We start from the raw sequence: 22,594 nt of genomic DNA on the forward strand, positions 1-22,594 counted from the left end.
AGCGACAGACCGCCATTTTTTGTGCCGCGCCAGTGGACCAGGGTGCACTGCCTGCGGCGAGTGACACCCTACGGATTGCCCAAGCTAATGAGGTGACGCCTAGTGCGTCACATCATGGCGCTGTCTCTCAGTCCAGTATGTTTCTCAGCACTTCGTAGACAATTCCGGTGGCTATGGCCACCAGCACCACGTCGGTGCCGACCTGTTTCCACTCGTAGCCCTCGTAGCGTGGCAGCTGGCCGGCCACGCGGCTGTCGAAGTTTTTCGCGATACCCGGTGGGAGCGGCTTGCCGCGGGCCAGGTTCTTGGCAATGCCGGGCGGCAAGGCGCTGCTCGGACCAATCAGGTTGCGATTCTCGCCCAGAACGATGCGCACCCGGCCGATATCGATCGACGGGCCCTGGATGCTGACGCCGACATCCTGCTCACGCTGGTCGTGGGCGCCGCCCGACTTGCCCGGGTGATCGGCCTTGGGGGCGGCAAGGGCGCTCTGGGTGGCGAGTGCTACGGTCAGCGCGGCAACGATCAGCAGGGCGCGGGGAAGGCGGCGCATAGGGTGCTCCAGAGTGATTGTTCTGTGCGATTTGAACCCTTGAGCAGGGCTTCGTTCAAGGGCGGCCGTCGCTTTGTTTGCCAACAAGTGCAAAGAAACTCGGCCGCAAGGCCGGAAAGCGTTAGGCTATGCGGCTGATTTTTTTGTTTTTCGTCGAGGTTGCCCCGTGTTTGCCCAATTCGCCCTGCATGAACGCCTGCTTAAAGCCGTGGCCGCGCTGAACTTTGTCGAGCCCACCCCGGTGCAGGTGGCGGCTATTCCGCTGGCGCTGCAAGGCAAGGACCTGCGGGTAATCGCACAAACCGGCAGCGGCAAGACTGCTGCCTTCGTGCTGCCGATGCTTAACCGCCTGCTTGGCGATGGCGCGTCCTCGCCGCGTATGAGCGTACGCGCGATGATCATGCTGCCCACCCGCGAGCTGGCCCAGCAGACCCTCAAGGAAGTCGAGCGTTTCGCCCAGTTCACCTTTCTCAAGGCCGGTCTGATCACCGGCGGCGAAGATTTCAAGGTGCAGGCCGCCATGCTGCGCCGCGTCGACATCCTGATCGGCACCCCGGGGCGTCTGATCGAACACGCCAACGCCGGCAACCTGCTGCTCGATGAAGTGGAAGTGCTGGTGCTCGACGAAGCCGACCGCATGCTCGACATGGGTTTTGCCGAAGATGTGCAGCGCCTTGGCGAACTGTGCAACGCCCAACGCCAGACCCTGCTGTTCTCCGCCACCAGCGGCGGTGCCGGGCTGCGCGAGATCGTCGGCAAGGTCCTGAAAGACCCCGAGCACCTGCAGCTCAATCGGGTCAGCCAGCTTAATGAGGGCACCCGTCAGCAGATCATCACTGCCGACCACAACCACCATAAAGAGCGCCTGGTCGAGTGGCTGCTGAAGAACGAGACCTACGACAAGGCGATTATCTTCACCAATACCCGGGTTCAGGCTGACCGCCTGTATGGCAAGTTGGTCGCCCATGACTTCAAAACCTTTGTGTTGCACGGCGAGAAGGACCAGAAGGATCGCAAGCTGGCCATCGACCGCCTCAAGCAAGGCGCGGTGAAGATCCTGGTGGCCACCGACGTAGCCGCCCGTGGCCTGGATGTTGATGGCCTGGATCTGGTGATCAACTTCGATATGCCGCGCTCCGGCGATGAGTACGTGCACCGTATCGGCCGTACCGGCCGCGCCGGTGCCGAGGGCCTGGCGATCTCGCTGATCTGCCACAACGACTGGGCACTGATGTCGAGCATCGAGCGCTACCTCAAGCAGCGCTTCGAGCGACGCAATATCAAGGACCTCAAGGGCATCTACCAGGGCCCGAAAAACCTCAAAGCCTCGGGCAAGGCAGCGGGTCCGAAAAAGAAGAAGATCGACCCCAAGACCGGCAAGAAACTCGCCAGCAAAAAGCCTGCGGCCAAGCCGAGCAAGCGCAACACCATCAACCGGCCAAAACCCGATGCCCCGGTGCTGGTCAGCCAGGACGGCCTGGCCCCGCTGAAGCGCCGCACGCCCGCGGCCGAGTAAGTCGATGGTCGGGCGGCGTGGTTACGGACTTGCGCTGGTGCTCTGCACTGGCCTGGTCCAGGCGCAGGGCGCTATTCACAAGTGCGTGCAGCCAGACGGGGTGATGCTTTACAGCGATCAGCCCTGCGCCGTGGCGCACAGCAACCTGGCCTTGAGTGTCAGTGGTTACGCCAGTTATCCGCCAATGCTGCAGGGTGTTGCTGCTTTCTGGCACGAACGGGTTCAGCCGCTGCTGGTCGGCCTCGATCTCGATTTCGATCCCCTGGTGTTGCTGGCGCTGGTCTACGGGCTGATGAGCCTGATCTGCTATATCGCCTATTCCCGCGATAAACAATTCGCCATTCAGGGCCTGCAGCGCACCCCCGAGGCGCGCCTGCATCTGTATGAGTTGCTGGGCGGCTGGCCAGGCGGTTTGCTGGCCCAGCGGCTGATCCGCCACAAGAACCGCAAGCTGAGTTATCAGCTGATCTTCTGGTTGATCGTGTTGCTGCACCTGTCCCTGGCGGGGCTGGTGCTATGGCTAATCAATACACCTGCAGGTGGCTGAACGACGGCAGGTTACCCGCCGTCGTTAGCTTAACGGTTACTTCGGCACGATCAGAATCTTGCCGTCGCGCTCGCCGCTGGCGGCTGCGGCTACTGCCTGCTTGATCTCGCTGACGTCATAGGTGGCGGCCACGCGGGTGTGCAGCTTGCCGCTGGCGACCAGTTGCACCAGTTCGCCGAATACCTTCATCTGCTCGGCCTGGCTGGCGTTCTGGAACCATTTGGCCAGCCAGAAGCCGCGCAGGCTGACGTCGCGGAACACGAAGGAGGCTGGGGATACCTGGCATGGCTGGCGGCTCATCATGCCGTAGTTGACCAGCACACCGCCTTCGCTGAGGCTCGCCGCCAGGTGGTCGGTAGACTCGCCGCCCACCGCATCGATGCCCAGGCGTACGGCCGCACCGCCTGTGGCTGCGCGCACGCGCTTGGCCAGGTCGGGGCCATCGACCAGCACCACATCGCCGCCATCAGCCTCAACCCCAGCTACCGCCGACTCACGGCGCACCACATTGATGGTCTTGAAGCCGCGCAGCTTGGCCAGCTGGATCAGGTAGCTGCCAACCCCTGAGTTGGCAGCGTTCTGGATCACCCAGTCGCCGGGCTGGAGGTCGACGAACTCGCTGAGCATCAAGGAGGCGGTTGGCGGGTTGACAGTCAGCATCGCCAGTTGCTGCGGGTCGGCTTCCGGCAGCGGAATCAGTTTATTGGCCGGTGCATTGAGGTGGCTGACCCAGGTGCCGCAACCGACTGGCAGCAGCACCATCTGGCCGACCTTCAGGTTGCCGACCTCGGCACCCAGCGCCTCTACCCGGCCGACCCCTTCGTTGCCACCAATGGCTGGCAGCGGCGGCAGCATGCCGTATTCGCCGGTGAGGGTGAGCACATCGGACGGGTTGATCGGTGCGGCCAGCACCTTGATCCGCGCCTGGCCGGCAGCAGGTTCCGGAAGCTGCAGGGCAACTGCCGCGATTGCTTCCTGGGGAACGGGGCCGCGGGTTTGATACTCGGCTTTAAGCATGGGAATTCTCCGGTTGAGGCTGAACAAAGTGGCTGAAGTCTAGACCGGAGTGGCCAAGGTGCGACGAATCCTCTGTCATCGATCCGGGTGATCGGCAGCGGCTGAGCAGGCCGAGTGTTGGCTAGTTTTGGCTGTCTTCCATCTCATCGCCGGCTTCGTCCAGTTCCTTGAGGCGCTGGTCGTAGCCTTCGCAAGCGTTTTCCAGCTCCTCGGCGGAGGTCTCCGGTGAGGTTTCCTTAAGTTCTGCGCGCAGCTGGGCCGCACGGGCAGGGTCTTTCTGGGTGATCTCTGTGATTTTGGCCGCGAGTTGCTCGGCCTTGGCGATCTCCTCCTCGGAACTGCAAGAGGCATAGGCCGTGCTCTGGGCAAATACGGCGAAGGCGGCGCAAAGGCCCAGGGCGGTTTTGCTTGGCAGGGTAGTCTTCATGGCAATGTCCTCGCGGGTGAGCAGGCTGACGTTCCCGGTTGAGTAGCCCTGGCTGGGTAAAGTTCAGGCTATTCGCCCGGTGTGCTGAAGCCACAGCTGGCTCTAGCGCACGCGGTCGCGGCAGAACGGCTGCCGTGATGATCGATCGCGCAACGGCAGGTATCGGCTGGAACAGGCGCGTGGGGCATGGTTCAGGCGCTGCTGCCGCGCGTGGCTGTGCATTGGGTCGAACCTAAGCGGGTATGGGCGGGTCGGAGACTAAGAGGGCGGCATGCAATGGCGATATGCAATTGCGACATGCAATAAGGCCCTCGCGCTTGCCACTGGGATGAGCGCAACGCGAAATGGGAGAGGAAGAGATGGCTTATAACTGGGATCTGATCGAGCGTTTGCTGCATGAAGTGCAAAATTCCGCCGATAAAAATTTCGCGCCTCGTGAGTATGCCGGGGAGCTGGCGCAGGAGCTTGAGCGTGCAGGTGAGCACACCAACAACCTGGATGCGTTGAAAGTAGAGGCGACGGAGTACGAATCGCAATTGCTCGGCGCTGGCTTTATCGAGCCGCGGCCGGAAGACGAGGGAGGTAACGGCGAGAATTTCGTGCTGACCCAACGAGGCCTGCAGCTGCTCAGCATGATCGATAGCAGCATTCCCGGCGGCGAGCACTCCCGTGAGTTGCTCGACGAGCAGGGCACGGCGGCATTGGCACCTGAGGTGTTTGACGCGACGGCGGCCCGAGCCAATCTGGTTTAACGCCCCAGGGCAATTCCTGCTCACCGGCCAGGTCGTGGCCGGTTGGTCAGGGTTGCAGTTTTCCACTGCAGGCTCACCACTCGATATCGACTGACTTGGGTGGGAAGAGTCTGTGTGGCCTGGGCGACTCATGCGCAGTAATCGAGCTCAGTGATAGGGCAGTGCATAGCCACGCCATAGCCGGCTATGCTGGGCACTGGTCCTACCTGGGTATCGTTATGAAGTGGTTGTGGGTCTGTTGTTTGCTTTCATGCAGCTTGACGGTGTCGGCACAAGCCCTGCGCGTAGGCTTTGGCACGCACAAACCGCCTTATATCTTCGAGAATGAAGCCCGCGGGCTGGAGTACGACATCGTGATGATTGCCGCGCAACGCGGTGGGCTGGAGCCGGTGGCGTACTACGCGCCGATGGGGCGCTTGAATCTAATGCTGAGCAAGGACCAGATCGACGTTATTGCCACCACCAATGAGCGCAGTGGCGGCTCTATTTTTTACTCGGATGCCTATATCCGCTACCAGAATGTTGCCGTGGCCTTGCGCTCGCGCAACCTGGATATCCAGCGCATCAGTGACCTGGTTGGCTACTCGGTGAATGCCTTTCAACGCGCGCGCTTTCTTCTGGGCAGTGAGTACCAGGCCATGGCGGAAAACAACCCGCGCTACCGCGAGGAGGCGTTCCAGATTGCCCGTAACCGCATGCTCTACAGCGGCCGGGTGGATGTGGTGGTAACGGATATGCGCATCCTGCGTTACTTCAACCGTGAGGTGTACGCCCAGGTCGATGTGTCTCAGCCGCTGAGCCTGTATCCGGTTTTTGCGGCTACCGACTACAAGCTGGGTTGCCGCCAGCAGGCCCATTGCGAGCGCTTCAATCAGGGTTTGACGACGATTCGGGAAAATGGCGAGTACAGCGCCATCGAGCGCCGCTACGCCATGCACTGACGGCCCGGCCGTAATCTAAGGAAATGTTCGCAAGGCTGCAGGCGCGGCTGCGCCGATGCATGATTGGGTTTTGCTGCGTAACCGGATCGCACGAGGACATTGCCATGCCGCGCCTATCGCTGTTCGCCTACCTGTCACTGCTTATCGCCTGGCCATTGTCGTTGCTCGCCCAGACCACGGAATCTCCGGGCGAGCAGGGTGTGCTCAGCGTAACGGTATTGCTCAAAGACCTACAGAACCCATGGAGCATGGCCTTTCTGCCCGCACAACAGGGCCTGCTGATTACCGAACGGCCTGGGCGGCTGCGCCTGATGGATGCCCAGGGCGCGTTGTCCGCGCCGCTGAGCGGCGTGCCACAGGTGTATGCCCAGGGCCAGGGCGGTTTGCTCGACGTGGTGCTGTCGCCGGACTTCGCCCAGGATCGCTGGGTGTACCTGGCCTATGCCGAGGCGGGCGAGGATGGCCAGGCCGGTACGGCCGTTGGGCGTGGCCGGCTGGCCGCGGATAACAGCGGCCTGGAGGATTTCGCGGTGATCTTTCGCCAGCAGCCCAAGCTCTCCAGTGGCGCGCATTTCGGTGGGCGGCTGGTATTCGATGGTGATGGCTACCTGTTTATCACCCTGGGCGAGAACAACCAGCGCTCGACCGCCCAGGACCTCGACAAGCTGCAGGGCAAGGTAGTGCGCCTGCATGCCGATGGGCGCGTGCCAGCGGATAACCCCTTTGTCGGCCAAGCAGGTGCGCGGCAGGAAATCTGGTCCTACGGCCATCGCAACCCGCAAGGCGCGGCGCTCAATCCCCGGACCGGGCAGCTGTGGACCCATGAGCACGGCCCCCGCGGCGGCGATGAAATCAATATTCCCTTGGCCGGCAAAAACTATGGCTGGCCTCTGGCGACCCATGGGGTGAACTACTCCTTGCTGGCGATTCCTGAAGCACAGGGCAAGACGGTCGACGGCACCGAACCGCCCCTTCATGTCTGGGCCAAGTCGCCGGCGATCAGCGGCATGGCCTTCTATAACGCCGAACGCTTTGCCCCGTGGCAGGGCAATCTGTTTATCGGCGCGTTGGCTGGCCAGGCTTTGCTGCGTCTGCAGCTCGATGGCGACCGAGTGGTGCATGAAGAGCGCTTGCTGCAAGAGCGCAATGCGCGGATCCGCGATGTACGCCAAGGTCCGGATGGGTATCTCTATGTGCTGACGGACGCCGCCAATGGCCAGCTGCTGCGGCTGGGTTTGCAGGCACAGTGAGGCCTGGCGCGGGAGCGTAGATCAAGAGAAGGGGCGGAGCGGGGTGATGCGGGAGGGGGAACTAGCCAGCGCTTTGTCGCAGTTGAGCAAAGCGCTGTTTGGCCAGCTGCCAGCGGCTTATTTCTTGCCGATGGTGATCTGCTTAGTGGTGCCGTAAACCTGGCCGCTGACACCCTTGGCGATTTGCTGGATTTCACCGCCGGCTTTGATAAAAGCGGCGATTTGCGCGTCGATCGAAGCGCTGGTTTCAACGGCCGGGGCCGCCTTGGGTTTGCTGTTGGATGCTTTTACGCGCATGACGGCCATTAACCTATTTAAAAATTAATTTGGCCGCACATTGTACCCGAGATGCTTGACAATTGCTTGGTAAATAAATGCCGAATGACAATAAACGTACGCCGAGATATATCCGCAAGCTTTGAGTAACTCACTCAATAATTAACCAAGCCATTGTTTTATATGTAATAAAAATTCCGATGGCTGGTTTTAAGTCGCTGTTCTGAGCCGCTCCGGGCGCGTGTTTTTGCCAGCAACCGGCTGCCGATGCGCTGTACGTGGGCTGAGAAACCGGCGCGCAACTCGGGTAGAATGCCCGGCTGGAAACGAGGGTAGGGCATCATGGCTGTAATTGGACGAATGAATAGTTTGCAGGTCGTGAAGCACACCGACTTCGGCCTGTACCTGGACGGTGGCGCGGATGGCGAAATATTGCTGCCCAAGCGCTATATCCCGAGTGATACGCCGAGCGAAGTGGAAGACTGGCTAAATGTTTTCATTTATCTGGACAGCGACGACAAACTGATCGCCACCACGGAAACACCGAAAGTGCAGGTGGGTGAATTCGCCAGCCTGAAAGTGGTGGATATCAACCGGGTCGGTCTATTTCTCAACTGGGGCTTGCCGAAAGACCTGCTGTTACCCCATTCCGAAGAAAAGCGGCCGCTGCAGGTAGGTGATTACTGCGTGGTGCATGTCTTCCTCGACAAGCGCAGCCGGCGCATCACCGCCACGGCGCGGCTGGACCGCTACCTGGATGTGCTGCCGGCGAACTACAAGGTGGGCCAGGAAGTCGATCTGCTGGTGGTCGAAGCTACCGATATGGGCTTCAAGGCGATTATCAATGGCAAGCATTGGGGCCTGATCCACAAGAACGAACTGTTCAAGTTTGTCCGTGGCGGCATGCAGGAAAAAGGCTTTATCAAGGAAGTGCGCAGCGACGGCAAAATCAGCCTGAGCCTGCAACCGGTAGGCCAGGAAGCCGCCAGCAGCCTGGCCGAGCAGATCCTCAGCAAATTGCGCGAAGAGGGTGGCGTGCTCCACCTGAACGACAAGAGTTCGCCCGAAGCGATCACGGCGCTGTTTCGCGCCAGCAAGGGCAATTTCAAGAAGGCCATTGGCGGCCTGTACAAGCAGGGGCGCATCCTGATTCACGAAGACCGCATCGAGCTGGTCGACAAGTAGCGCCAGTGCCGTCGACCCAGCGCAGGTCGACGGCTACCTACTTCCGTTCAACATGGGGGCACCAGCAAAACCCGCTTGAACGTGCGCCGACTCCATTGAATACTGCCCAAGCCACGCGCCGTTGTAGCTCAGTTGGTAGAGCACGTCATTCGTAATGATGGGGTCGGGGGTTCGATTCCTCTCAACGGCACCAACTTTCCCCGTCGGTCGAGGTCGTCATGCCTGGATTCAGAGTTGCGCTAAGCCTGGGCACACTGTTGCTGGCAACTTCACTTCAGGCCGAACCCGAAACCCCGCCGAGTATCCGGGTCATCCCCAAGAGCTATATCAGCCCCGGTGCCAGTGGCAGCATCGGCACCTCCCAGCAGTTTGAAAGTTATGACCTGTATGGCGGGCAGCGCCTGCCGGGCGCTGGCCTGCGGCAGCAGCAAAACTACCAGGGCAGCCAGTCGGTGGAGAGCCGCGGGACTATCCGGCAAAGCATCGAATATCCGGGCGGCCTCAGGGTTGAACAATTCCCGGGGCAGGGCACTGAGTCCTACGAGCGCAGCCGTTAGGCCGCCACGGCGAACCCCCAGCGCAGTGCCAGAAATGCCAGCAGGCCCAGGGGGCCGAACATCAGGGTCAGCACATAGCAGGGCAGCAAGGCCCAGTGGCTGATGCCGGCGATGGCCCCTTCACTGCGGATATACAGGCCCACCATCAGATCGAACGCCAGGATATGCACCCAGGCGGCCAGCGCGGCGGTGGGTTGGCGCAACAGTGAGAGCACTCCGGCGAGGCTGAAGAAACCGGGTCTGCCGCTGCCCGGTTCGGGGCGTTGGCGCATGGCGGCAAACAGTAGCCAGCTATAGATAATGGCCAGCAGAATAACGCCAAGGCCCAGTACCAGTTCGTCGGTATAGGACCAGAACGGCAGGCAGACCAGCAACAGCCAAGCGCCGAGTGCGATCAGCGTAGTCAGTTTGAACAAGGGCTTCAGCGGGGCCATGGGCTGCTCTCGATATAACAGGGGGCAGCCCAGGGTAGCCCTCGCAGGCGAGGCTTAAACAACAAATCAGTCGCTGAATAGGGTGCCATTAGCCGTCATTGCTGCTTGCCCCATAGCTGTTCCAGGCGTTTGTCGCGGCCGCAGCCATTGCGGTAGTAGACGTAGCGCAGCGGATTGCGCTGGTAGTAATCCTGGTGATAGTCCTCGGCCGGGTAGAAGCGGGTGGCGGGCAGCACTTCGGTGACCACCGGGCCTGGCAGTTTGCCGGAGGCTTGCAGGGCGTTCCTGGAGGCTTCGGCCTGGGCTTGCTCCGCGGCATTGGCATAGAAGATGGCGCTGCGGTATTGCGGGCCGTGGTCGCAGAACTGGGCGTTTGGCGTGACCGGGTCGATGGTTGGCCAGAAGGCTTCCAGCAGTTTGGCGTAGTTGGTCTGGCTGGGATCGAAGCGCACCTGCACCGCTTCGATATGGCCGCTGGTACCCGCCGAGACCTGCTCGTAGCTGGGGTTGTCGAGATGCCCGCCGATATAGCCGGAGGTGGTTTCGAGTACCCCCGGCAGCTTGTCGAAGTCGGCCTCGGTGCACCAGAAGCAGCCTCCGGCAAAGATCGCCACGCCGCTGTTGCTCGCCGTGCTGGCATTGTCACTGGGCTTGGCGGGTTGCGGGGCCTGGGCCGCGCTGGGTTCGCAGGCTGCCAGCAGGCCGGCCAGCAACAGGGCGCTGCTGCGCAGCAGGGGTTTATGCCAGGTGGATGGGCTGCTCATGTTCAGCTCCGCAGTTCGGGCAGGCTTTCGCCCTGAGGAATAAAACGCAGGGCCACGCCGTTATTGCACCAGCGTTCGCCACGGGGTTTGGGGCCGTCGTCGAATACATGGCCCTGATGCCCGCCGCACCGCGCGCAGTGGTATTCGGTGCGGGGAAAGATCAGCTTGAAGTCGCGCTTCTGGCCCATATGGCCGGCTATCGGCTGGGTAAAGCTCGGCCAGCCGGTGCCGCTCTCGTATTTGTCCTGGCTATTGAACAGCGGCAGGTAACAGGCCGCGCAGATATAGGTGCCTTCGCGCTTCTCCTGATTCAGCGGGCTGCTGCCCGGGCGTTCAGTGTCTTCCTCGAATAGCACCGCATAGGCTTGCGGCGAAAGCAGTTCGCGCCAGGCGCTGTGGGGTTTGTCCAGGGCCTGCACGGTGGCCGCCGCGGCGATGGCTTCGGCCAGGCTGAGTGGGACCTGGCCGAGCAGGGGCAGGGCGGGCAGCAGGGCCAGGCCCTTGAGTAAGGCGCGTCTTTTCATGGCTGTCTCTCGCGTGATGTCTGAGCCAATAGACAGAGCAGCCTAGGCGTTGTTACAGCCGTAGCGGGACTTCATCATGGTGCCACTTGTAAGTAAGTATTAAATCCTGCGCAGGATCAGCTGATCGGTAGCTCGTGTTGACTGTGCGGCACATCGTCGTCATCGACGATAACGCAGTTGCGCCCGGCGTTCTTGGCGCGATAGAGGCGCTGGTCGGCGCGCTTGAGCATGCTTTCCCAGTGCTCGGAGGTGCGCAGGGTAGCTCCGCCGACCGACATGGTCACCGTGCCTCCCGGGCTTGTGAGGTGTTCCGCCAGCTGTTGCTGGAGGTGATGCGCGGCGGCCTGCAGCCCGGCTTTCGCGGTGTTGGGCAGAAGCAGGAGAAATTCTTCGCCGCCGAAGCGGAACAGCCGGTCTTCTTCGCGCGACGAGCGTTTGATCAGTTCGACAAAGTCCACCAGCACCTGGTCGCCGGCCTGATGGCCGAAGCTGTCGTTGATGCGCTTGAAGTGGTCCAGGTCCATCACCAGCACACCGTAGCTGTTGCCATGACGCCGGCGCATGGAGGCGGCGATGCGCAGTTCCTCGTTCATCGCCCGGCGGTTGCGTGCTCCGGTCAGGGGGTCCTGGATGGCCAGTTGCTGCAGCTGGTCGCGCTGGCTGCGGGTGCGGTAGGCGAAGATATAGGTCAGGGTGCTGGCCATCATGCTGGTGACCAGAAAGGAGATCATCTGGTAGTTGCTTTCGAAGACGCGCTCGGGATGCAGTTGCCCGTAACCGACCATGGTCACGAGCACCAGGGTGGTGGCGATCAGGGCCTTGCCCGGCGACACCATAAAGAAGTTGAAGAGAATCAGCGGATAGATCCAGAACAGCCCGTTCACCCCCAGGTTGATGGCGATCAGGGTTGCAGCGGTGGAGAAAATTGCGGCCAGGTAGATACCGGGCTTGACCGTGTCGCCGGTGCGCCAGGCGTAGAGCACGGCCAGTATGGTCGAGAGGACGATGGTGATGTCAGCGACGCCCACCAGGTAGTTCCCTGTGGCCAGTCGATAGACGGCATAGGGTGAAATACCGATCACGCCAAACAGCCCCATCAAGGTGATGATGGACAGCTGGAAGTCGTTACGCAGACGCCTGAGCAACCGCGGTATACGCATGTTTTTAGCCATTCTTGTCGTTTTTATGGGCCAAGCATGCAGAGCTTAGCCGGTATAAGGCAACTGTAAAAACAGGGTGGATGTGCCAGGTTTGCCGGCTATCTGCCCAGTGGGGCTCTAATCTGCGGTTTTGCTGGGCTTGCGCCACCCTCACGGACCATCGCCAGCAGGCTTTTGCTGCGCCGATAGCGGGCCAGTCGATCAGCCAAAGGCGCAGGCAGGACCGAGCAGTCGGCAAAACCCAAGCGCTGGTAGAAACCCTGCAACTGCGGCTGGCAGAACAGCCAGACCGGCTCGCCGCAGCCGTCGAGCGCCTGCTCGATCAGTTGCCGCGCCAAACCCTGGCGGCGTCGTGCCGGTGCCACCAGCAGGCTGGTCAGCCACTGGCCAGAAGCCACCGGACGTAGACAGAGGGCCGCGACGATCTCGCCTTGCTGGGCCACCCACAACTGATCGGCCTGACTGGCCCGCATAGGGCTGCGGTGGGCGCGGTAGAACTTGTTCGCGAGGGGCTTGAGCAGAGGGGGCAGGGCGCGAAAATGCAGATCGGTCATGGCTGGCTGCATGGGGTTGGCCGGGCGGTTTTGCAGTTTAGCGCCTTGGCCCTGGGAATAAACGCCCTGCCTGTGGCCGTCAGCCGCATGCTTGAGGCGGGTGGCGGTCTGCTGCGGGTGCTGGCCTGTCATGCCGGCAGGCGACGCCGCTCGGCGCTGATTTCCGGTAGATCCTGGCGGCGCATATACACCCGCAACGGTTCGCCGATATTCAGGCGGTCGTCGATATTCTGCTCGAATAGCAGCTGCAGGCGGCCCCGGTCGAGGTGCATCAGATTGCCTTCGTAGGCTCGCCAGACGAATTCGCAGGTGGGGGTGATGCTCTGTTCCAGTACATCGAGGCCGAAGGAATCTTCGGAGAAACGCACGATATGTCGACCGGTTTTGCCGTTAAATCCGACAAAACCCTGCAACTGATCGGCGGCGGCGCAGATGCTGGCGGAGGTGATGCTCATGGAAACCTCGTCGATAACGGTTGGCGGGGCGTACCCCAGGAAACAACCGTCATAGGCTAAGGCGTAGCGGGCGGCGCGCCTTGCTCAGGATCAATAAGCGGGCAGACAATCGCGCGGCAGGCCGTGGCCACCGCTCAGGGTCCGTGGGCTCAGTTCTGCCGGGGCGAGGAGAAGGCGCTGATCTTGCCGAAGGGCGCGCTGTGCATGCCGACCTTGACCGCCATCAGCGGCGAGTTGTTGACCCACACATCGTCGATCACGATGGTTTCGCCGAGGTCGTCGTTGTCCGCCGCTACCAGCAGGTAGTAGGTGCCGTCTTCCGGGGCTTCGCCTTCCCAGCTCAGGCTGATCTGGCCGACCACTGCCGAGGCGCGCGAGGGGTTGGCGGCGATCACCGTACCATAGGCATCCAGCAGCAGGGCGCGCGGCTTGAGTGCCAGCTTGTTGAAGCTGATGCAGGGTTTCTGGCACAGCGAATTGACATTGAGGCTGTAGGGCTCGCCCTTTTTCAGCTCCAGGGAAAATACCCGGTAGTTGGAAATCGAGCTGCCGAAGTCCAGGCGCGGTTCGTCGGCGCTGATCGGCCATTGCGGAGCCAGCAGGCCGGTGTCGAACGGCAGGGGGATGGCCTGGGTGTTGTGGATGGCTTCCAGGGTGGTCTTGGCCACCGGGCTGGTGCCGCTCTTGACCGCTTGCTGGTAAACCGCCTGCTGATTGCTGGCGCAGGCTGTCAGCAGTACGCAGGCAGCCAGGGTGAGAAACTTGTGCACGGTAAAACTCCTGTGTGACAACGTCCTTGTGTACACGCCGGGCGCTGGAGGCGCGGCGGCCGGCGATTCTACTCGCTTTGGCGGCTGCTGACTGTGATTGATGTCCCTGGTTCACAGCCTTCGGCAAGCGCGGCACCGCCCGGGAGGCAGTGGCTGCGCGCTTGTCGGGGTGTAGCGACTAGCCGGAAAGCCCGACATAGACGTTCTGCACGTCATCGTGGGCGTCGATGGCTTCGAGGAAGGCTTCAACTTCTTCGAGCTGCTCGGCGCTCAGGCCGGTCACCGGGTTTTTCGGGCGATAGCCCAGTTGCGCCGAGTGCACGGTAAAACCCTGTTCGGGCAGGGACCGGCACACGGCGTCCAGGTCGGTGAGTTCGGTGATAAACAGGGTATTGCCTTCGTCGGCGGGCTCGAAGTCCTGGGCTCCGGCTTCAATTGCCGCCAGTTCAGGGTCTGCGCCTTCATCCGAGGAGGCCTCGATCATGCCGACATGCTCGAAGTCCCAGGTCACTGAGCCGGATGCGCCCATTTGGCCCTTGCGGAACAGCACGCGAATCTCGGCCACGGTGCGGTTGACGTTGTCGGTCAGGCACTCGACGATCAGCGGCACCTGATGCGGCGCGAAGCCCTCATAGGTGGTGCGTTCGAAGTTGACGGTTTCGCCGCTCAGGCCGGCCCCTTTCTTGATCGCTCGCTCCAGAGTGTCCTTGGGCATCGATGCTTTTTTCGCCTGATGCACGGCCAGGCGCAGCTTGGGGTTCATATCCGGATCGGCACCGTTGCGTGCGGCGATCATGATTTCCTTGACCAGGCGGCCGAAAATCTTGCCCCTGGCGTTGGCGGCGGCTTCTTTAGGTTTGGCTTTCCACTGGGCGCCCATGCTGTTCTCTTGGTCTGTGCGGATGGAGGAGTTCGTCTGCCTGGCCGGGCGAGCGCCAGCCCTTGGGCTGAGCGGCGGCACAGTGGCCGGCGACGCATGCAGGGACGGATTTTAGTCCCTCCGGCGGCCGCTGGCACCCTGCAATTTTGCCGTACAGGTTTCGCATCGGTTGCAGTGCCGCGACTCTGTGCAACCAGGCGCTTGGGGCGCTGGTCTATTCTTAGACCAGACTCGCAAAAGGAGACTGACAATGCGCAAGGTCTTGATTGCATACGACGGCTCGGAACCGGCCAAGCGCGCCCTGGAATACGTGATCAACTTCGCCCGCGATCATGCCGCGACGCTGCATGTGTGCCTGCTCAATGTGCAGCAGGAGCCCATGCTCTATGGCGAGTACGTGACCGGCGAGATCATCAGCCAATTGCAGCAGTCGATGACTGCAGCGGCGGTTCAGGAGCTGGAATGGCCTGCGGATCAGTTGAAGGCCGCTGGCCTGGCCTGCACTACCTACACCGCGCTGGGCAATGTCGCCGAGCAGGTCGCCGCGCTGGTCCAGCAGCAAGGCTGCGACACGGTGGTGATGGGCACCCGTGGCCTGGGCAGCTTTACCGGCATGCTGCTGGGCTCGGTGGCTACGCGGGTGATCCATGAAGTCTCGGTGCCGGTGCTGCTGGTGAAATAGCCCGGCCGCAGATGAGCGTAGCCCCGGCAAATAAGGCTGTGATTGCCTACTGGCCGCAGCACGCTCTGGCCAGGCACTGTGCGGCCGGTTTGTTCCCTGACTGTATAGGCCCGTGCCCGGCAGCGCCTGCTCTAATGACGGCTTGCCTGTGCTGAGGGGGCCGCTATGTCGCCCAAGGATTTATTGCTGGCCCTGGTGGTGATAGTCGTCTGGGGCATGAATTTCGTGGTGATCAAGGTCGGCCTGGACGATATGCCGCCGATGCTGCTGGGCGCGCTGCGTTTTCTGTTGGCGGCCTTTCCGGCGATTCTGTTTATCAAGCGTCCGCAGATACCGCTGCGCTGGTGCTGCAGTCGCAGGCGTTCTTCACCCTGTTGTTCGCCGTGCTGCTGCTCGGCGAGCGCTTGCACCGGGCCAATCTGTTCGGCTTGCTGGTGGCCGCGGCGGGTTTGCTGCTGATCGGCCTGCAGGGCGACCGCATCATGACCCTGGCCGGCTTTGTGCTGACCATCGGCGCGGCGGCCATGTGGGCGCTGGGCAATATCATCACGCGCAAGCTTGGCAAAGTGAATCTGGTTGGCCTGGTGGTCTGGGGCAGCCTGATTCCGCCCTTGCCGTTTCTGGCGCTGTCCTGGCTGCTGGAGGGCCCAGAGGCGATGGAGAGTGCGCTGCGCGGGTTCGGCCTGAACTCGATCCTGGTGCTGATCTACCTGGCTTTTGGCGCGACTATTCTGGGCTATGGCCTGTGGAGCCGGCTGCTGTCGCGCTACCCGGCCAGCCAGGTGGCTCCCTTTTCGCTGCTGGTGCCGGTGGTCGGCTTGACCTCGGCGGCGCTGCTGCTCGATGAGCACCTGAGCGGCCTGCAACTGGTGGGGGCGTTACTGGTGATGTGCGGTCTGTTGCTGAACGTCTGTGGCGGTTGGTTATACGAGCGCCTACGCGTGGCCCGGGTACCGGGCTGATTCAGTCGCTCAGGCCGGGGTGATGCGGAAGTCCATCACCTCAGGCGGGCGGGGCCTTGGTCGCGATCCGTGGTTTTGCCTGGCTACGCGGGGGCGCGGTAAAAGCTCGCGGGCAAGGACTAGGCGCCCCCGCCGCTCCTACAAAAGCGCCTACCTCGGCCAACAGGTTATTGGCTTAGCGCTTGCCCATGGAACGGCGGGTACCGCTGGGGGCTGGGCCGATCTTTTTCTCGTGGGCGGACTTGTTGCCCTTCTGGTGCCAGGGTTGGTCGTCCTGCTTGGCGGAGGCGGCCTTGGCCGCGCCGAACAGCGACGCAAACCCTGCCTTTTTCGCGACCACCGGCTCGCTGCCGGTTGGCGGGGTGTCAGCCTGGGCGCTGGGCTGTGGGTCAGGCAATTGAGTGCTGGTCATGGAAGGTCTGCGGCTGCTGAGGTCATAAAGTGGGGCGCGAGTATACCCGTCTATTGGCCCGGGGCACCTGCTCAACCGCTGTGTGGTTTTGTGCGCCCGGCAGTCCGGCACCCCATCGCTCCGGCTGACGCATACAAAAAAGGCGCAGTGGTGGAAACCTCTGCGCCTTTTCTGGCTGTACCCCTTGGTTGCATGGCTTACGCCGGTTACCCCCTTCCGCCCTTAGGGGGAGAGGGGAGCCAACCGTGGTGCATAACCTGAACCTGGGCTGCGACCAAGGTCGTAAATCAGTCCTGGCGGCTGGTGACTTCCAGCAGGTGGTAGCCGAACTGGGTCTTGACCGGGCCCTGCACCACATTGATCGGTGCGCTGAATACCACGGTGTCGAACTCCTTGACCATCTGGCCCGGGCCGAACGAACCAAGGTCGCCGCCGCTGCGGCTGGACGGGCAGCTGGAGTTGTCTTTGGCCACCTGGGCAAAGTCGGCACCGCCTTCGATAGCGGCTTTCAGTTCGTTGCACTTGTCTTCGGTGGCAACCAGGATGTGACGGGCAGTGGCGCGGGCCATGGGAGTTTCTCCTTTGAAATAAGCGCTAAAGCCTACCGGAATCGGCCGGCTATTCAAGCGCCGGCGATGGACCGAGGGCGCTATCGGTGCCGAGCAGCGGGCGCTCGAGTGTTTCCGTCTGCGACAAACGTCTTAGGGCTTGCCTAAACCGGGGGGAAATGGCGTAGGCTGGTGCTGTCGCCTCGGGAGGCGACGCTATTCGCGAACGGTTGAAGAAGGAAAGCTTTATGCAAATCCAAGTTCACAGCGATAACCACATCGAAGGTAGCGCCCGTCTGGTTGAGTGGGTGAGTGCCAGTGTTGCCAGCAAGCTGGAACGCTTCGACGATGAATTGACCCGTGTCGTCGTTCACCTGCACGACGACAATGGCCAGAAGGCCGGCGCACAGGACAAGCGCTGCCAGATTGAGGCCAGGCCCAAAGGGCTGCAGCCGCTATCCGTTACTCACAAGGCCGAAACCCTTGAGCAGGCCATAGAGGGGGCTGCGGAAAAACTGCACCACGCCCTCGATCACCAGTTCGGCAAACTGCGCAGCAAGCGCGCCACCCCACTGCAGAGCGACGAGGCCGCGGATATCCCCGGTCAGGACGCGCTCCTGCATGAAGACTTCCTCGCCGAGCAACAGCTGCGCGCGTTGTAAGTCCACGCCCAGGGCAGCAGGTCATGACCTGCTGCCAACCCCTCCATTCTGTGCGCCCCGCAGGCTTGCCTGCGGGGCGCTTGCGTATGCGCGGCGCTTACAGATTGCTGTAGATCAGCTGCCCACCGGCCAGCAGCATCCCGAGCCGGGCAATCCGGTAGAACCACAGGTGATTGTGATTAACCCGCGACTCATTGGTCAGCAGAAAGAACACATTGATGTGTGGCCACATAACGCACCTTGTCCAACTGCTGCGGCAACAGATGCATCATCACTGGCGGGCCGCCGGCGTGGGCGACAAAGCTGGTGAAGCCGGCCAGGCTCGAGAGCAGGACACCGCGGGCAGGGCGAACAGCAGAAAATCGGGCAGGGTCATGGCCAGCGCTGCCGGCAAAGCGCGCAGGGTAGCAAGCGCCATGGACGCTCGTCCTGCGGATTCTTGCTGACGTGAGGCCGCGCCTTGGGTCGCTTGCACAGAACAATGGAGATCGACGCCCGGCTTGTTGTCTAAAACCACACTGTCGGACGTAAAGCGCCCGAGGGTCCATTCCAGGAGGCTTCGCCATGAATACCCTGACTATCGAGGGCTGGTGCAAACCCAACCCCGCGCAGAAATCCACCCCCTTGGGGCAGATCCAGTTCCACCTCAGCGAGAACGATCACGTGCGCCTGGAACAGGCCGAAGAGCGCCTGCAGAAAACCCATGAGGCCGAGCTGATGGTCGATGTCGATATGGCCACGCTGGAGTTGAGCATGCCGCCCGAGTGCGGGCCGCTGTCCGACTGCCGGTTTCGCGTCTACCTGAGCGAAGACTATCAGCGCGGCCAGTTCCATCTGGTCGGCCATCTGGCCAGCGATGGCAGTTTGATCTACACCAATGCGGTGATGGTCGATCAGCTGGGTTGATCAGCAGCAGCCCTGCGTGTGCCCACCGTATGTGCGGCACATGCCGGGCCGCTCTGGCTCGGGCTATTCCTGCAACCAGGCCTCTGCTTGCGCTTCCTCCATCGAATCGAAGGCCTTGATCGTCAGGCCCGGAATCAGCGAGCCCTCGATTGCGCTGACGCGCCTTACCCATTCCTGATCGGCCACCACTGCCACACGCTCGAAGCGGCGGATAAAGCGCAATAGCTGCGGGATACGCGACAGCTCGACGCCGATGGCCCCCAGGGTGGGAAATTCGAAGGTGCCGATGCGGTACATCATTCGGCCCTGCTCGATGCCTTCGGCGTGCTGGGTCAACTGATCGAGCGCGATACGCATGTCGATGCTGTCGAGTTTGCCGGCAAAGTCCACGTCAATGCGGTTTTCGCCGTTGCGGGTTACCTGAAACATAGCGATTCCTCCGTGGGGCTACCTGTCCACCATACGCCGCCTGGCCGCAACTGTTAATGCAAGGTGACCGCGGCGGCCTTGCCTGCGACGGCGGCAAGTCCGCATCATGGCGGCAATCAGTTTGAAGGAGGTGGTTATGGGCATCAGATCGTGCCTTGCAGGTCTTGCGACGTTGTTGTTCAGCCTGGGGGCCGTTGCGGCCGAGCAGGCGCAGCTGGTCGAGTCGATCAACCTGTACCGCAGCGAGGTGCAGCGCTGTGGCGAGCAGGCCTCCGCCGAGTTGCCGCCGCTGACGGCCGATCCGCGCCTGGTGCAACCGGTCGGCCGCTCGGGGGATTTGCAGCAGGCGATGAGTGCCGCGGGCTATCCGATGGTCAATGTGCAGGCCATCAGCCTGTCCGGCCCGCGCGATGCCGCGGCGGCGATGAAGGTGCTGCGCGAGAGCTTCTGCCAGGTGCTGCTGGACCCGCAGTTTGTCGATGTCGGGGTTAATCAACAGGACCGCGAGTGGCGCATTCTGCTGGCCAGGCCGCTGCTAACTGCGCGCTTGGGTGACTGGCAGGCGGAAGGGCAGAAGCTGCTCGCACAACTCAATACCGCGCGCAGCACTGCGCGCCAGTGCGGTAGCCAGTCCTTTGCGGCGGCCGCGCCGCTGGTGTGGAATGCCACCCTGGGCAGCACCGCCGAAGCCCACAGCCGGGCCATGGCCAACGGCAATTTCTTCGATCACCAGGACCCGGACGGTCGCACCCCCGGCGACCGTGCGGAACTGGCCGGCTACAGCGGCCAGCGCATTGGCGAAAACATCGCCGCCGGGCTGGATACCGCGAGTAAGGTGATCGACGGCTGGCTGGCCAGCCCCGGCCATTGCGCCAACCTGATGAGCCCACAATTCAGCGAACTGGGCGCGGCCTACGCCAACGACCCCAAGAGCGACGCGGGGATCTATTGGACGGCGGTGTTTGGCGCGCCGTAAGTCTGTCGGCGTCTGAACGTCCGTAGGGTGGAAAACCGCGAAGCGTTTTCCACCATTCCCGTTTATTCAATCACCCGCTCGCCACCCGCTATTTCCGTCAGGTCACCGCCCCAATCTGCCGGGTAGAGGCCCTGACGTACCGCCCGATGAAAACTTGAATAGGGCCAATCAAGCAACCGTTGCACATGGCCGTGCTTGATGGGATTTCCGTGGATGTAATCGATGTGCCGCTGGTAATCGAGGTCGTCGCGGATCAGGTGTTCCCAGTACCGCCGCTGCCATATGCCCCGCTCACCACGTTTGCGTTGGGTGGTGTTCAGCGTTTCGCTCTTGGGCAGGCGTTTGGCAAAGGCGAATTTGATGACCTTCCAGCGCAGTGCAAAGTTTGCGTCGCCCTCCGGAAGGGTCCATAGGCAATGCATATGCTCCGGAAGAACGACCCAGGCGTCGATATGAAAGGGATGGCGTTGTCGGGTTGCTCGGACTGTTGCGCGAAGCAAATCAATTTCACGCACCAATAAATCGCTGCTGCGGTCACGCAGGTTAACAGTGAAGAAGTAGCAGGCACCGGGGACACGAGCGCGGCGGTAGTCGGACATCGTGGCTCATCCTTGAGCGATGTGGGGATGGTGAAACCATGGTGGACAAGCTGCGCGTTGTCCACCCTACACATGGCCATTACTCCGTAGAAAACCGCGAAGCGGTTCCACGCGTGCTCGCTTAACCCAGCGCCAGCGCCAGATGCTGCTCATAGCGCGCGATATCGGCCTCGATGGCGGGGCGTTTCATCACGTCGACGCAGAGGAAGGTCGGCAGGGCGCTCATGCCGAGGAACTGGTTGGCCTTGTGGAAGGGCAGGTAGACGGCGTCCACGCCCTTGCCTTCGAAGAAGTCGTTGGGGTCGTCGAAGGCTTGTTGCGGGGCGTTCCAGGTCAGCGACAGCATGTACTGCTTGCCCTGGATCAGGCCGCCGCTGCCGTACTTCTGCGAGGTATCCGAGCGGGTGCGGCCGTCGCTGGCATAGAGGCTGCCGTGGCCTTCGGTGAAGACCTCGTCGAGGTACTTTTTCACCGTCCAGGGCGCGCCCATCCACCAGCCGGGCATTTGATAGATGATCACATCGGCCCAGAGGAACTTTGCCACCTCTTCGGCGATGTCGTAGCCGCTGTCGATATGGGTGTGCTTGAGGTCGAAGCCGGCGCGGTCGAGAAAGGCCAGTGCGGTGTCGTGCAGAGTGGTGTTGTAGCGGCCATCGGAATGGGCGAACTGTTTACCGCCGTTGAGCAGCAGGATGTTTTTCATGGCATGTGCCTCGGTGAAGTGATGGCGGCATGCTAGGGCGCGTGAGCGGCTGGAAACAGCCGCTCACGCGCAAATGACATGTGACTAAAAGGCATGAATAAGGCGGTTTTGGCTGTTGTAAGGTAAATAAACACTACCTATCAGGAGCCACCATGGCCGATACCTACGGATTTATCCTGCACACCCACACCCGGCCCAGGCTGTGTAAAAACGTTGGCATCGACCTTGCTGTGATTTGATGGATTCAAATCGGCGGGGGACGTCAATGAAGCGCTTTATCCAGGGAGAGCATCGAGGCCAAAGCACACTGCTTCCCGAGAGCCTGGATGACTATGTGGCGGACACCAACCCGGTGCGGGTGGTTGATGTTTTCGTCGATGAACTCGACCTTGGCCAACTGGGTTTCGAGGGTGTCGTCCCGGCTGAAACAGGTCGCCCCGCATACCATCCTGCCGACCTCCTGAAGATATACATCTACGGTTACCTCAATCGCATCCAGTCCAGTCGTCGTCTCGAACGAGAGGCTCAACGCAACGTCGAGTTGATGTGGCTGACCGGGCGTTTGATGCCGGACTTCAAGACCATCGCCAACTTCCGCAAGGATAACTGCAAGGCAATCCGCGGCGTCTGTCGGCAGTTCGTGGTGCTGTGTCAGCAGCTTGGTCTGTTCTCGGAAGCGCTGGTGGCCATCGATGGCAGCAAGTTCAAGGCGGTCAACAACCGCGACCGCAACTTCACCAGCGCCAAGCTTCAGCGGCGAATGGAGGAGATCGAGTCCAGCATCAACCGCTACCTGACTGCACTGGACACTGCAGATCGTCAGGAACCTGCCGTAGCGCAGGTCAAAGCCGAACGTCTCCACGACAAGATCGCGACCTTGAAAACTAAGCTGCAGGAGCTCAAGGAAATCGAGGTTCAGCTCAACGAAACACCGGATAAGCAGATCTCCCTGACCGATCCCGATGCCCGCTCAATGAAGACCCGGGGCACCGGAGTGGTTGGCTACAACGTACAGGCGGCGGTCGACGCGAAGCACCACCTGATCGTGACGCACGAGGTCACGAACGATGGGGCTGATCGTGACCAGCTGAGTTCCATGGCCAAGCAAGCGCGAGAGGCCATGGGTGTCGAGAAGCTCTCGGCGGTCGCAGAC

General features: G+C 61.7%; 29 protein-coding genes, 1 tRNA gene and 3 pseudogenes. 14 read left to right on the forward strand and 19 right to left on the reverse strand.

Annotated features, from left to right (window positions below):
- Positions 1 to 127 precede the first annotated feature (127 nt).
- The gene (locus VMP31_RS14070; protein ID WP_325508137.1) at positions 128 to 553 is read right to left on the reverse strand and encodes an anti-virulence regulator CigR family protein; all 426 of its coding nucleotides are present in this window, start codon (positions 551 to 553) and stop codon (positions 128 to 130) included.
- Between the two features lie 166 nt (positions 554 to 719).
- Between VMP31_RS14070 and VMP31_RS14075 the strand changes: the two genes are divergently transcribed.
- Both VMP31_RS14075 and VMP31_RS23400 read left to right on the forward strand, forming a co-directional pair.
- On the forward strand, positions 720 to 2,069 hold the full coding sequence (locus VMP31_RS14075) for a DEAD/DEAH box helicase (protein ID WP_325508138.1): 1,350 nt from the start codon (positions 720 to 722) through the stop codon (positions 2,067 to 2,069).
- 277 nt (positions 2,070 to 2,346) lie between these two features.
- Positions 2,347 to 2,616 (forward strand): annotated as a pseudogene (locus VMP31_RS23400) (DUF1294 domain-containing protein); the annotation flags it as partial.
- 36 nt (positions 2,617 to 2,652) lie between these two features.
- Here the strand turns inward: VMP31_RS23400 and VMP31_RS14085 are convergent.
- Together VMP31_RS14085 and VMP31_RS14090 are read right to left on the reverse strand one after the other, a co-directional pair.
- Positions 2,653 to 3,633 carry a zinc-dependent alcohol dehydrogenase family protein gene (locus tag VMP31_RS14085; RefSeq protein WP_325508140.1) on the reverse strand — a complete coding sequence of 327 codons (981 nt, stop codon included), beginning with the start codon at positions 3,631 to 3,633 and terminating at the stop codon, positions 2,653 to 2,655.
- Between the two features lie 121 nt (positions 3,634 to 3,754).
- Positions 3,755 to 4,060, reverse strand: a complete 306-nt coding sequence (locus tag VMP31_RS14090; RefSeq protein WP_325508141.1) for a hypothetical protein — start codon at positions 4,058 to 4,060, stop codon at positions 3,755 to 3,757.
- 359 nt (positions 4,061 to 4,419) lie between these two features.
- On the opposite strand from VMP31_RS14090, the gene VMP31_RS14095 reads away from it, so the two are divergent.
- The 3 genes from VMP31_RS14095 (at position 4,420) to VMP31_RS14105 (ending at position 7,003) form a co-directional block, all read left to right on the forward strand.
- Positions 4,420 to 4,812, forward strand: a complete 393-nt coding sequence (locus VMP31_RS14095) for a transcriptional regulator (protein WP_325508169.1) — start codon at positions 4,420 to 4,422, stop codon at positions 4,810 to 4,812.
- Between the two features lie 263 nt (positions 4,813 to 5,075).
- Entirely contained in the window at positions 5,076 to 5,753 is a 678-nt protein-coding gene (locus VMP31_RS14100; protein ID WP_325508142.1) for a substrate-binding periplasmic protein, read from the forward strand.
- Between the two features lie 104 nt (positions 5,754 to 5,857).
- The gene (locus VMP31_RS14105; RefSeq protein ID WP_325508143.1) at positions 5,858 to 7,003 is read left to right on the forward strand and encodes a PQQ-dependent sugar dehydrogenase; all 1,146 of its coding nucleotides are present in this window, start codon (positions 5,858 to 5,860) and stop codon (positions 7,001 to 7,003) included.
- A gap of 117 nt (positions 7,004 to 7,120) precedes the next feature.
- Here VMP31_RS14105 and VMP31_RS14110 read toward each other — a convergent pair whose 3' ends face one another.
- Positions 7,121 to 7,309 carry a hypothetical protein gene (locus VMP31_RS14110; RefSeq protein WP_325508144.1) on the reverse strand — a complete coding sequence of 63 codons (189 nt, stop codon included), beginning with the start codon at positions 7,307 to 7,309 and terminating at the stop codon, positions 7,121 to 7,123.
- A 312-nt stretch (positions 7,310 to 7,621) separates the two neighbouring features.
- Here VMP31_RS14110 and VMP31_RS14115 point away from each other — a divergent pair, with 312 nt between their 5' ends.
- From VMP31_RS14115 to VMP31_RS14125, 3 genes are all read left to right on the forward strand, one after another.
- Entirely contained in the window at positions 7,622 to 8,464 is an 843-nt protein-coding gene (locus VMP31_RS14115; protein ID WP_325508145.1) for a CvfB family protein, read from the forward strand.
- A gap of 117 nt (positions 8,465 to 8,581) precedes the next feature.
- Positions 8,582 to 8,657, forward strand: a tRNA-Thr gene (locus VMP31_RS14120).
- 25 nt (positions 8,658 to 8,682) lie between these two features.
- Positions 8,683 to 9,021 (forward strand): hypothetical protein, encoded by a 339-nt coding sequence (locus VMP31_RS14125; protein ID WP_325508146.1) that lies wholly within the window; start codon positions 8,683 to 8,685, stop codon positions 9,019 to 9,021.
- Here VMP31_RS14125 and VMP31_RS14130 read toward each other — a convergent pair.
- The 8 genes from VMP31_RS14130 to VMP31_RS14165 all read right to left on the reverse strand — a co-directional run bounded on the left by VMP31_RS14130 (position 9,018) and on the right by VMP31_RS14165 (position 14,562).
- A complete protein-coding gene (locus tag VMP31_RS14130; RefSeq protein ID WP_325508147.1) occupies positions 9,018 to 9,455 on the reverse strand; it encodes an abscisic acid-deficient protein Aba4 family protein in 438 nt (145 codons plus the stop codon). The two genes, VMP31_RS14125 and VMP31_RS14130, sit on opposite strands and share 4 nt — an antisense overlap.
- A 95-nt stretch (positions 9,456 to 9,550) precedes the next feature.
- The gene (gene msrA, locus VMP31_RS14135) at positions 9,551 to 10,219 is read right to left on the reverse strand and encodes a peptide-methionine (S)-S-oxide reductase MsrA (RefSeq protein WP_325508148.1); all 669 of its coding nucleotides are present in this window, start codon (positions 10,217 to 10,219) and stop codon (positions 9,551 to 9,553) included.
- A gap of 2 nt (positions 10,220 to 10,221) precedes the next feature.
- Complete coding sequence (gene msrB, locus VMP31_RS14140; protein ID WP_325508149.1) at positions 10,222 to 10,743, reverse strand: peptide-methionine (R)-S-oxide reductase MsrB; 522 nt, start codon at positions 10,741 to 10,743, stop codon at positions 10,222 to 10,224.
- Between the two features lie 116 nt (positions 10,744 to 10,859).
- Entirely contained in the window at positions 10,860 to 11,903 is a 1,044-nt protein-coding gene (locus VMP31_RS14145) for a GGDEF domain-containing protein (RefSeq protein WP_325508150.1), read from the reverse strand.
- Positions 11,904 to 12,001: 98 nt separating this feature from the next.
- Positions 12,002 to 12,589: a GNAT family N-acetyltransferase gene (locus VMP31_RS14150; protein WP_414705461.1), complete on the reverse strand. Its 588-nt coding sequence runs from the start codon at positions 12,587 to 12,589 to the stop codon at positions 12,002 to 12,004.
- Positions 12,586 to 12,912 (reverse strand): DUF2025 family protein, encoded by a 327-nt coding sequence (locus VMP31_RS14155; protein ID WP_325508151.1) that lies wholly within the window; start codon positions 12,910 to 12,912, stop codon positions 12,586 to 12,588. The genes VMP31_RS14150 and VMP31_RS14155 overlap by 4 nt, the downstream gene beginning before the upstream one ends.
- A gap of 149 nt (positions 12,913 to 13,061) precedes the next feature.
- Positions 13,062 to 13,682 (reverse strand): hypothetical protein, encoded by a 621-nt coding sequence (locus tag VMP31_RS14160; RefSeq protein WP_325508152.1) that lies wholly within the window; start codon positions 13,680 to 13,682, stop codon positions 13,062 to 13,064.
- Between the two features lie 178 nt (positions 13,683 to 13,860).
- Complete coding sequence (locus VMP31_RS14165; RefSeq protein ID WP_325508153.1) at positions 13,861 to 14,562, reverse strand: YebC/PmpR family DNA-binding transcriptional regulator; 702 nt, start codon at positions 14,560 to 14,562, stop codon at positions 13,861 to 13,863.
- Between the two features lie 250 nt (positions 14,563 to 14,812).
- On the opposite strand from VMP31_RS14165, the gene VMP31_RS14170 reads away from it, so the two are divergent.
- Positions 14,813 to 15,244 (forward strand): universal stress protein, encoded by a 432-nt coding sequence (locus tag VMP31_RS14170; RefSeq protein WP_325508154.1) that lies wholly within the window; start codon positions 14,813 to 14,815, stop codon positions 15,242 to 15,244.
- 165 nt (positions 15,245 to 15,409) lie between these two features.
- Positions 15,410 to 16,206 (forward strand): annotated as a pseudogene (locus tag VMP31_RS14175) (EamA family transporter).
- Positions 16,207 to 16,381: 175 nt separating this feature from the next.
- Here VMP31_RS14175 and VMP31_RS14180 read toward each other — a convergent pair.
- A complete protein-coding gene (locus tag VMP31_RS14180) occupies positions 16,382 to 16,618 on the reverse strand; it encodes a hypothetical protein (protein WP_325508155.1) in 237 nt (78 codons plus the stop codon).
- Between the two features lie 287 nt (positions 16,619 to 16,905).
- Entirely contained in the window at positions 16,906 to 17,187 is a 282-nt protein-coding gene (locus tag VMP31_RS14185) for a peptidylprolyl isomerase (RefSeq protein WP_325508156.1), read from the reverse strand.
- Positions 17,188 to 17,414: 227 nt separating this feature from the next.
- Between VMP31_RS14185 and VMP31_RS14190 the strand changes: the two genes are divergently transcribed.
- Positions 17,415 to 17,828 (forward strand): HPF/RaiA family ribosome-associated protein, encoded by a 414-nt coding sequence (locus VMP31_RS14190; protein WP_325508157.1) that lies wholly within the window; start codon positions 17,415 to 17,417, stop codon positions 17,826 to 17,828.
- Positions 17,829 to 17,925: 97 nt separating this feature from the next.
- Here the strand turns inward: VMP31_RS14190 and VMP31_RS14195 are convergent.
- Positions 17,926 to 18,169 (reverse strand): annotated as a pseudogene (locus VMP31_RS14195) (sulfite exporter TauE/SafE family protein); the annotation flags it as partial.
- On the reverse strand, positions 18,100 to 18,246 hold the full coding sequence (locus tag VMP31_RS14200) for a hypothetical protein (RefSeq protein ID WP_325508173.1): 147 nt from the start codon (positions 18,244 to 18,246) through the stop codon (positions 18,100 to 18,102). The pseudogene VMP31_RS14195 and the gene VMP31_RS14200, both read right to left, overlap by 70 nt.
- 146 nt (positions 18,247 to 18,392) lie before the next feature.
- Between VMP31_RS14200 and VMP31_RS14205 the strand changes: the two genes are divergently transcribed.
- Complete coding sequence (locus VMP31_RS14205) at positions 18,393 to 18,734, forward strand: hypothetical protein (protein WP_325508158.1); 342 nt, start codon at positions 18,393 to 18,395, stop codon at positions 18,732 to 18,734.
- Positions 18,735 to 18,797: 63 nt separating this feature from the next.
- Here VMP31_RS14205 and VMP31_RS14210 read toward each other — a convergent pair whose 3' ends face one another.
- Positions 18,798 to 19,163 carry an STAS/SEC14 domain-containing protein gene (locus tag VMP31_RS14210; RefSeq protein WP_325508159.1) on the reverse strand — a complete coding sequence of 122 codons (366 nt, stop codon included), beginning with the start codon at positions 19,161 to 19,163 and terminating at the stop codon, positions 18,798 to 18,800.
- 136 nt (positions 19,164 to 19,299) lie between these two features.
- Between VMP31_RS14210 and VMP31_RS14215 the strand changes: the two genes are divergently transcribed.
- Positions 19,300 to 20,139 (forward strand): CAP domain-containing protein, encoded by an 840-nt coding sequence (locus VMP31_RS14215; RefSeq protein WP_325508160.1) that lies wholly within the window; start codon positions 19,300 to 19,302, stop codon positions 20,137 to 20,139.
- A gap of 62 nt (positions 20,140 to 20,201) precedes the next feature.
- On the opposite strand, the gene VMP31_RS14220 is transcribed toward VMP31_RS14215, so the two are convergent.
- Positions 20,202 to 20,738, reverse strand: a complete 537-nt coding sequence (locus VMP31_RS14220) for an REP-associated tyrosine transposase (RefSeq protein ID WP_325508161.1) — start codon at positions 20,736 to 20,738, stop codon at positions 20,202 to 20,204.
- Between the two features lie 121 nt (positions 20,739 to 20,859).
- The gene (locus VMP31_RS14225) at positions 20,860 to 21,441 is read right to left on the reverse strand and encodes an NAD(P)H-dependent oxidoreductase (RefSeq protein WP_325508162.1); all 582 of its coding nucleotides are present in this window, start codon (positions 21,439 to 21,441) and stop codon (positions 20,860 to 20,862) included.
- A 265-nt stretch (positions 21,442 to 21,706) separates the two neighbouring features.
- Here VMP31_RS14225 and VMP31_RS14230 point away from each other — a divergent pair.
- Positions 21,707 to 22,594: IS1182 family transposase (locus VMP31_RS14230; protein WP_325508163.1), on the forward strand; the 888-nt coding region annotated here is incomplete at its 3' end.

Origin of the sequence: Pseudomonas sp. (genome assembly GCF_035512415.1) — a bacterium.
Classification (GTDB): Bacteria; Pseudomonadota; Gammaproteobacteria; order Pseudomonadales; family Pseudomonadaceae; genus Aquipseudomonas.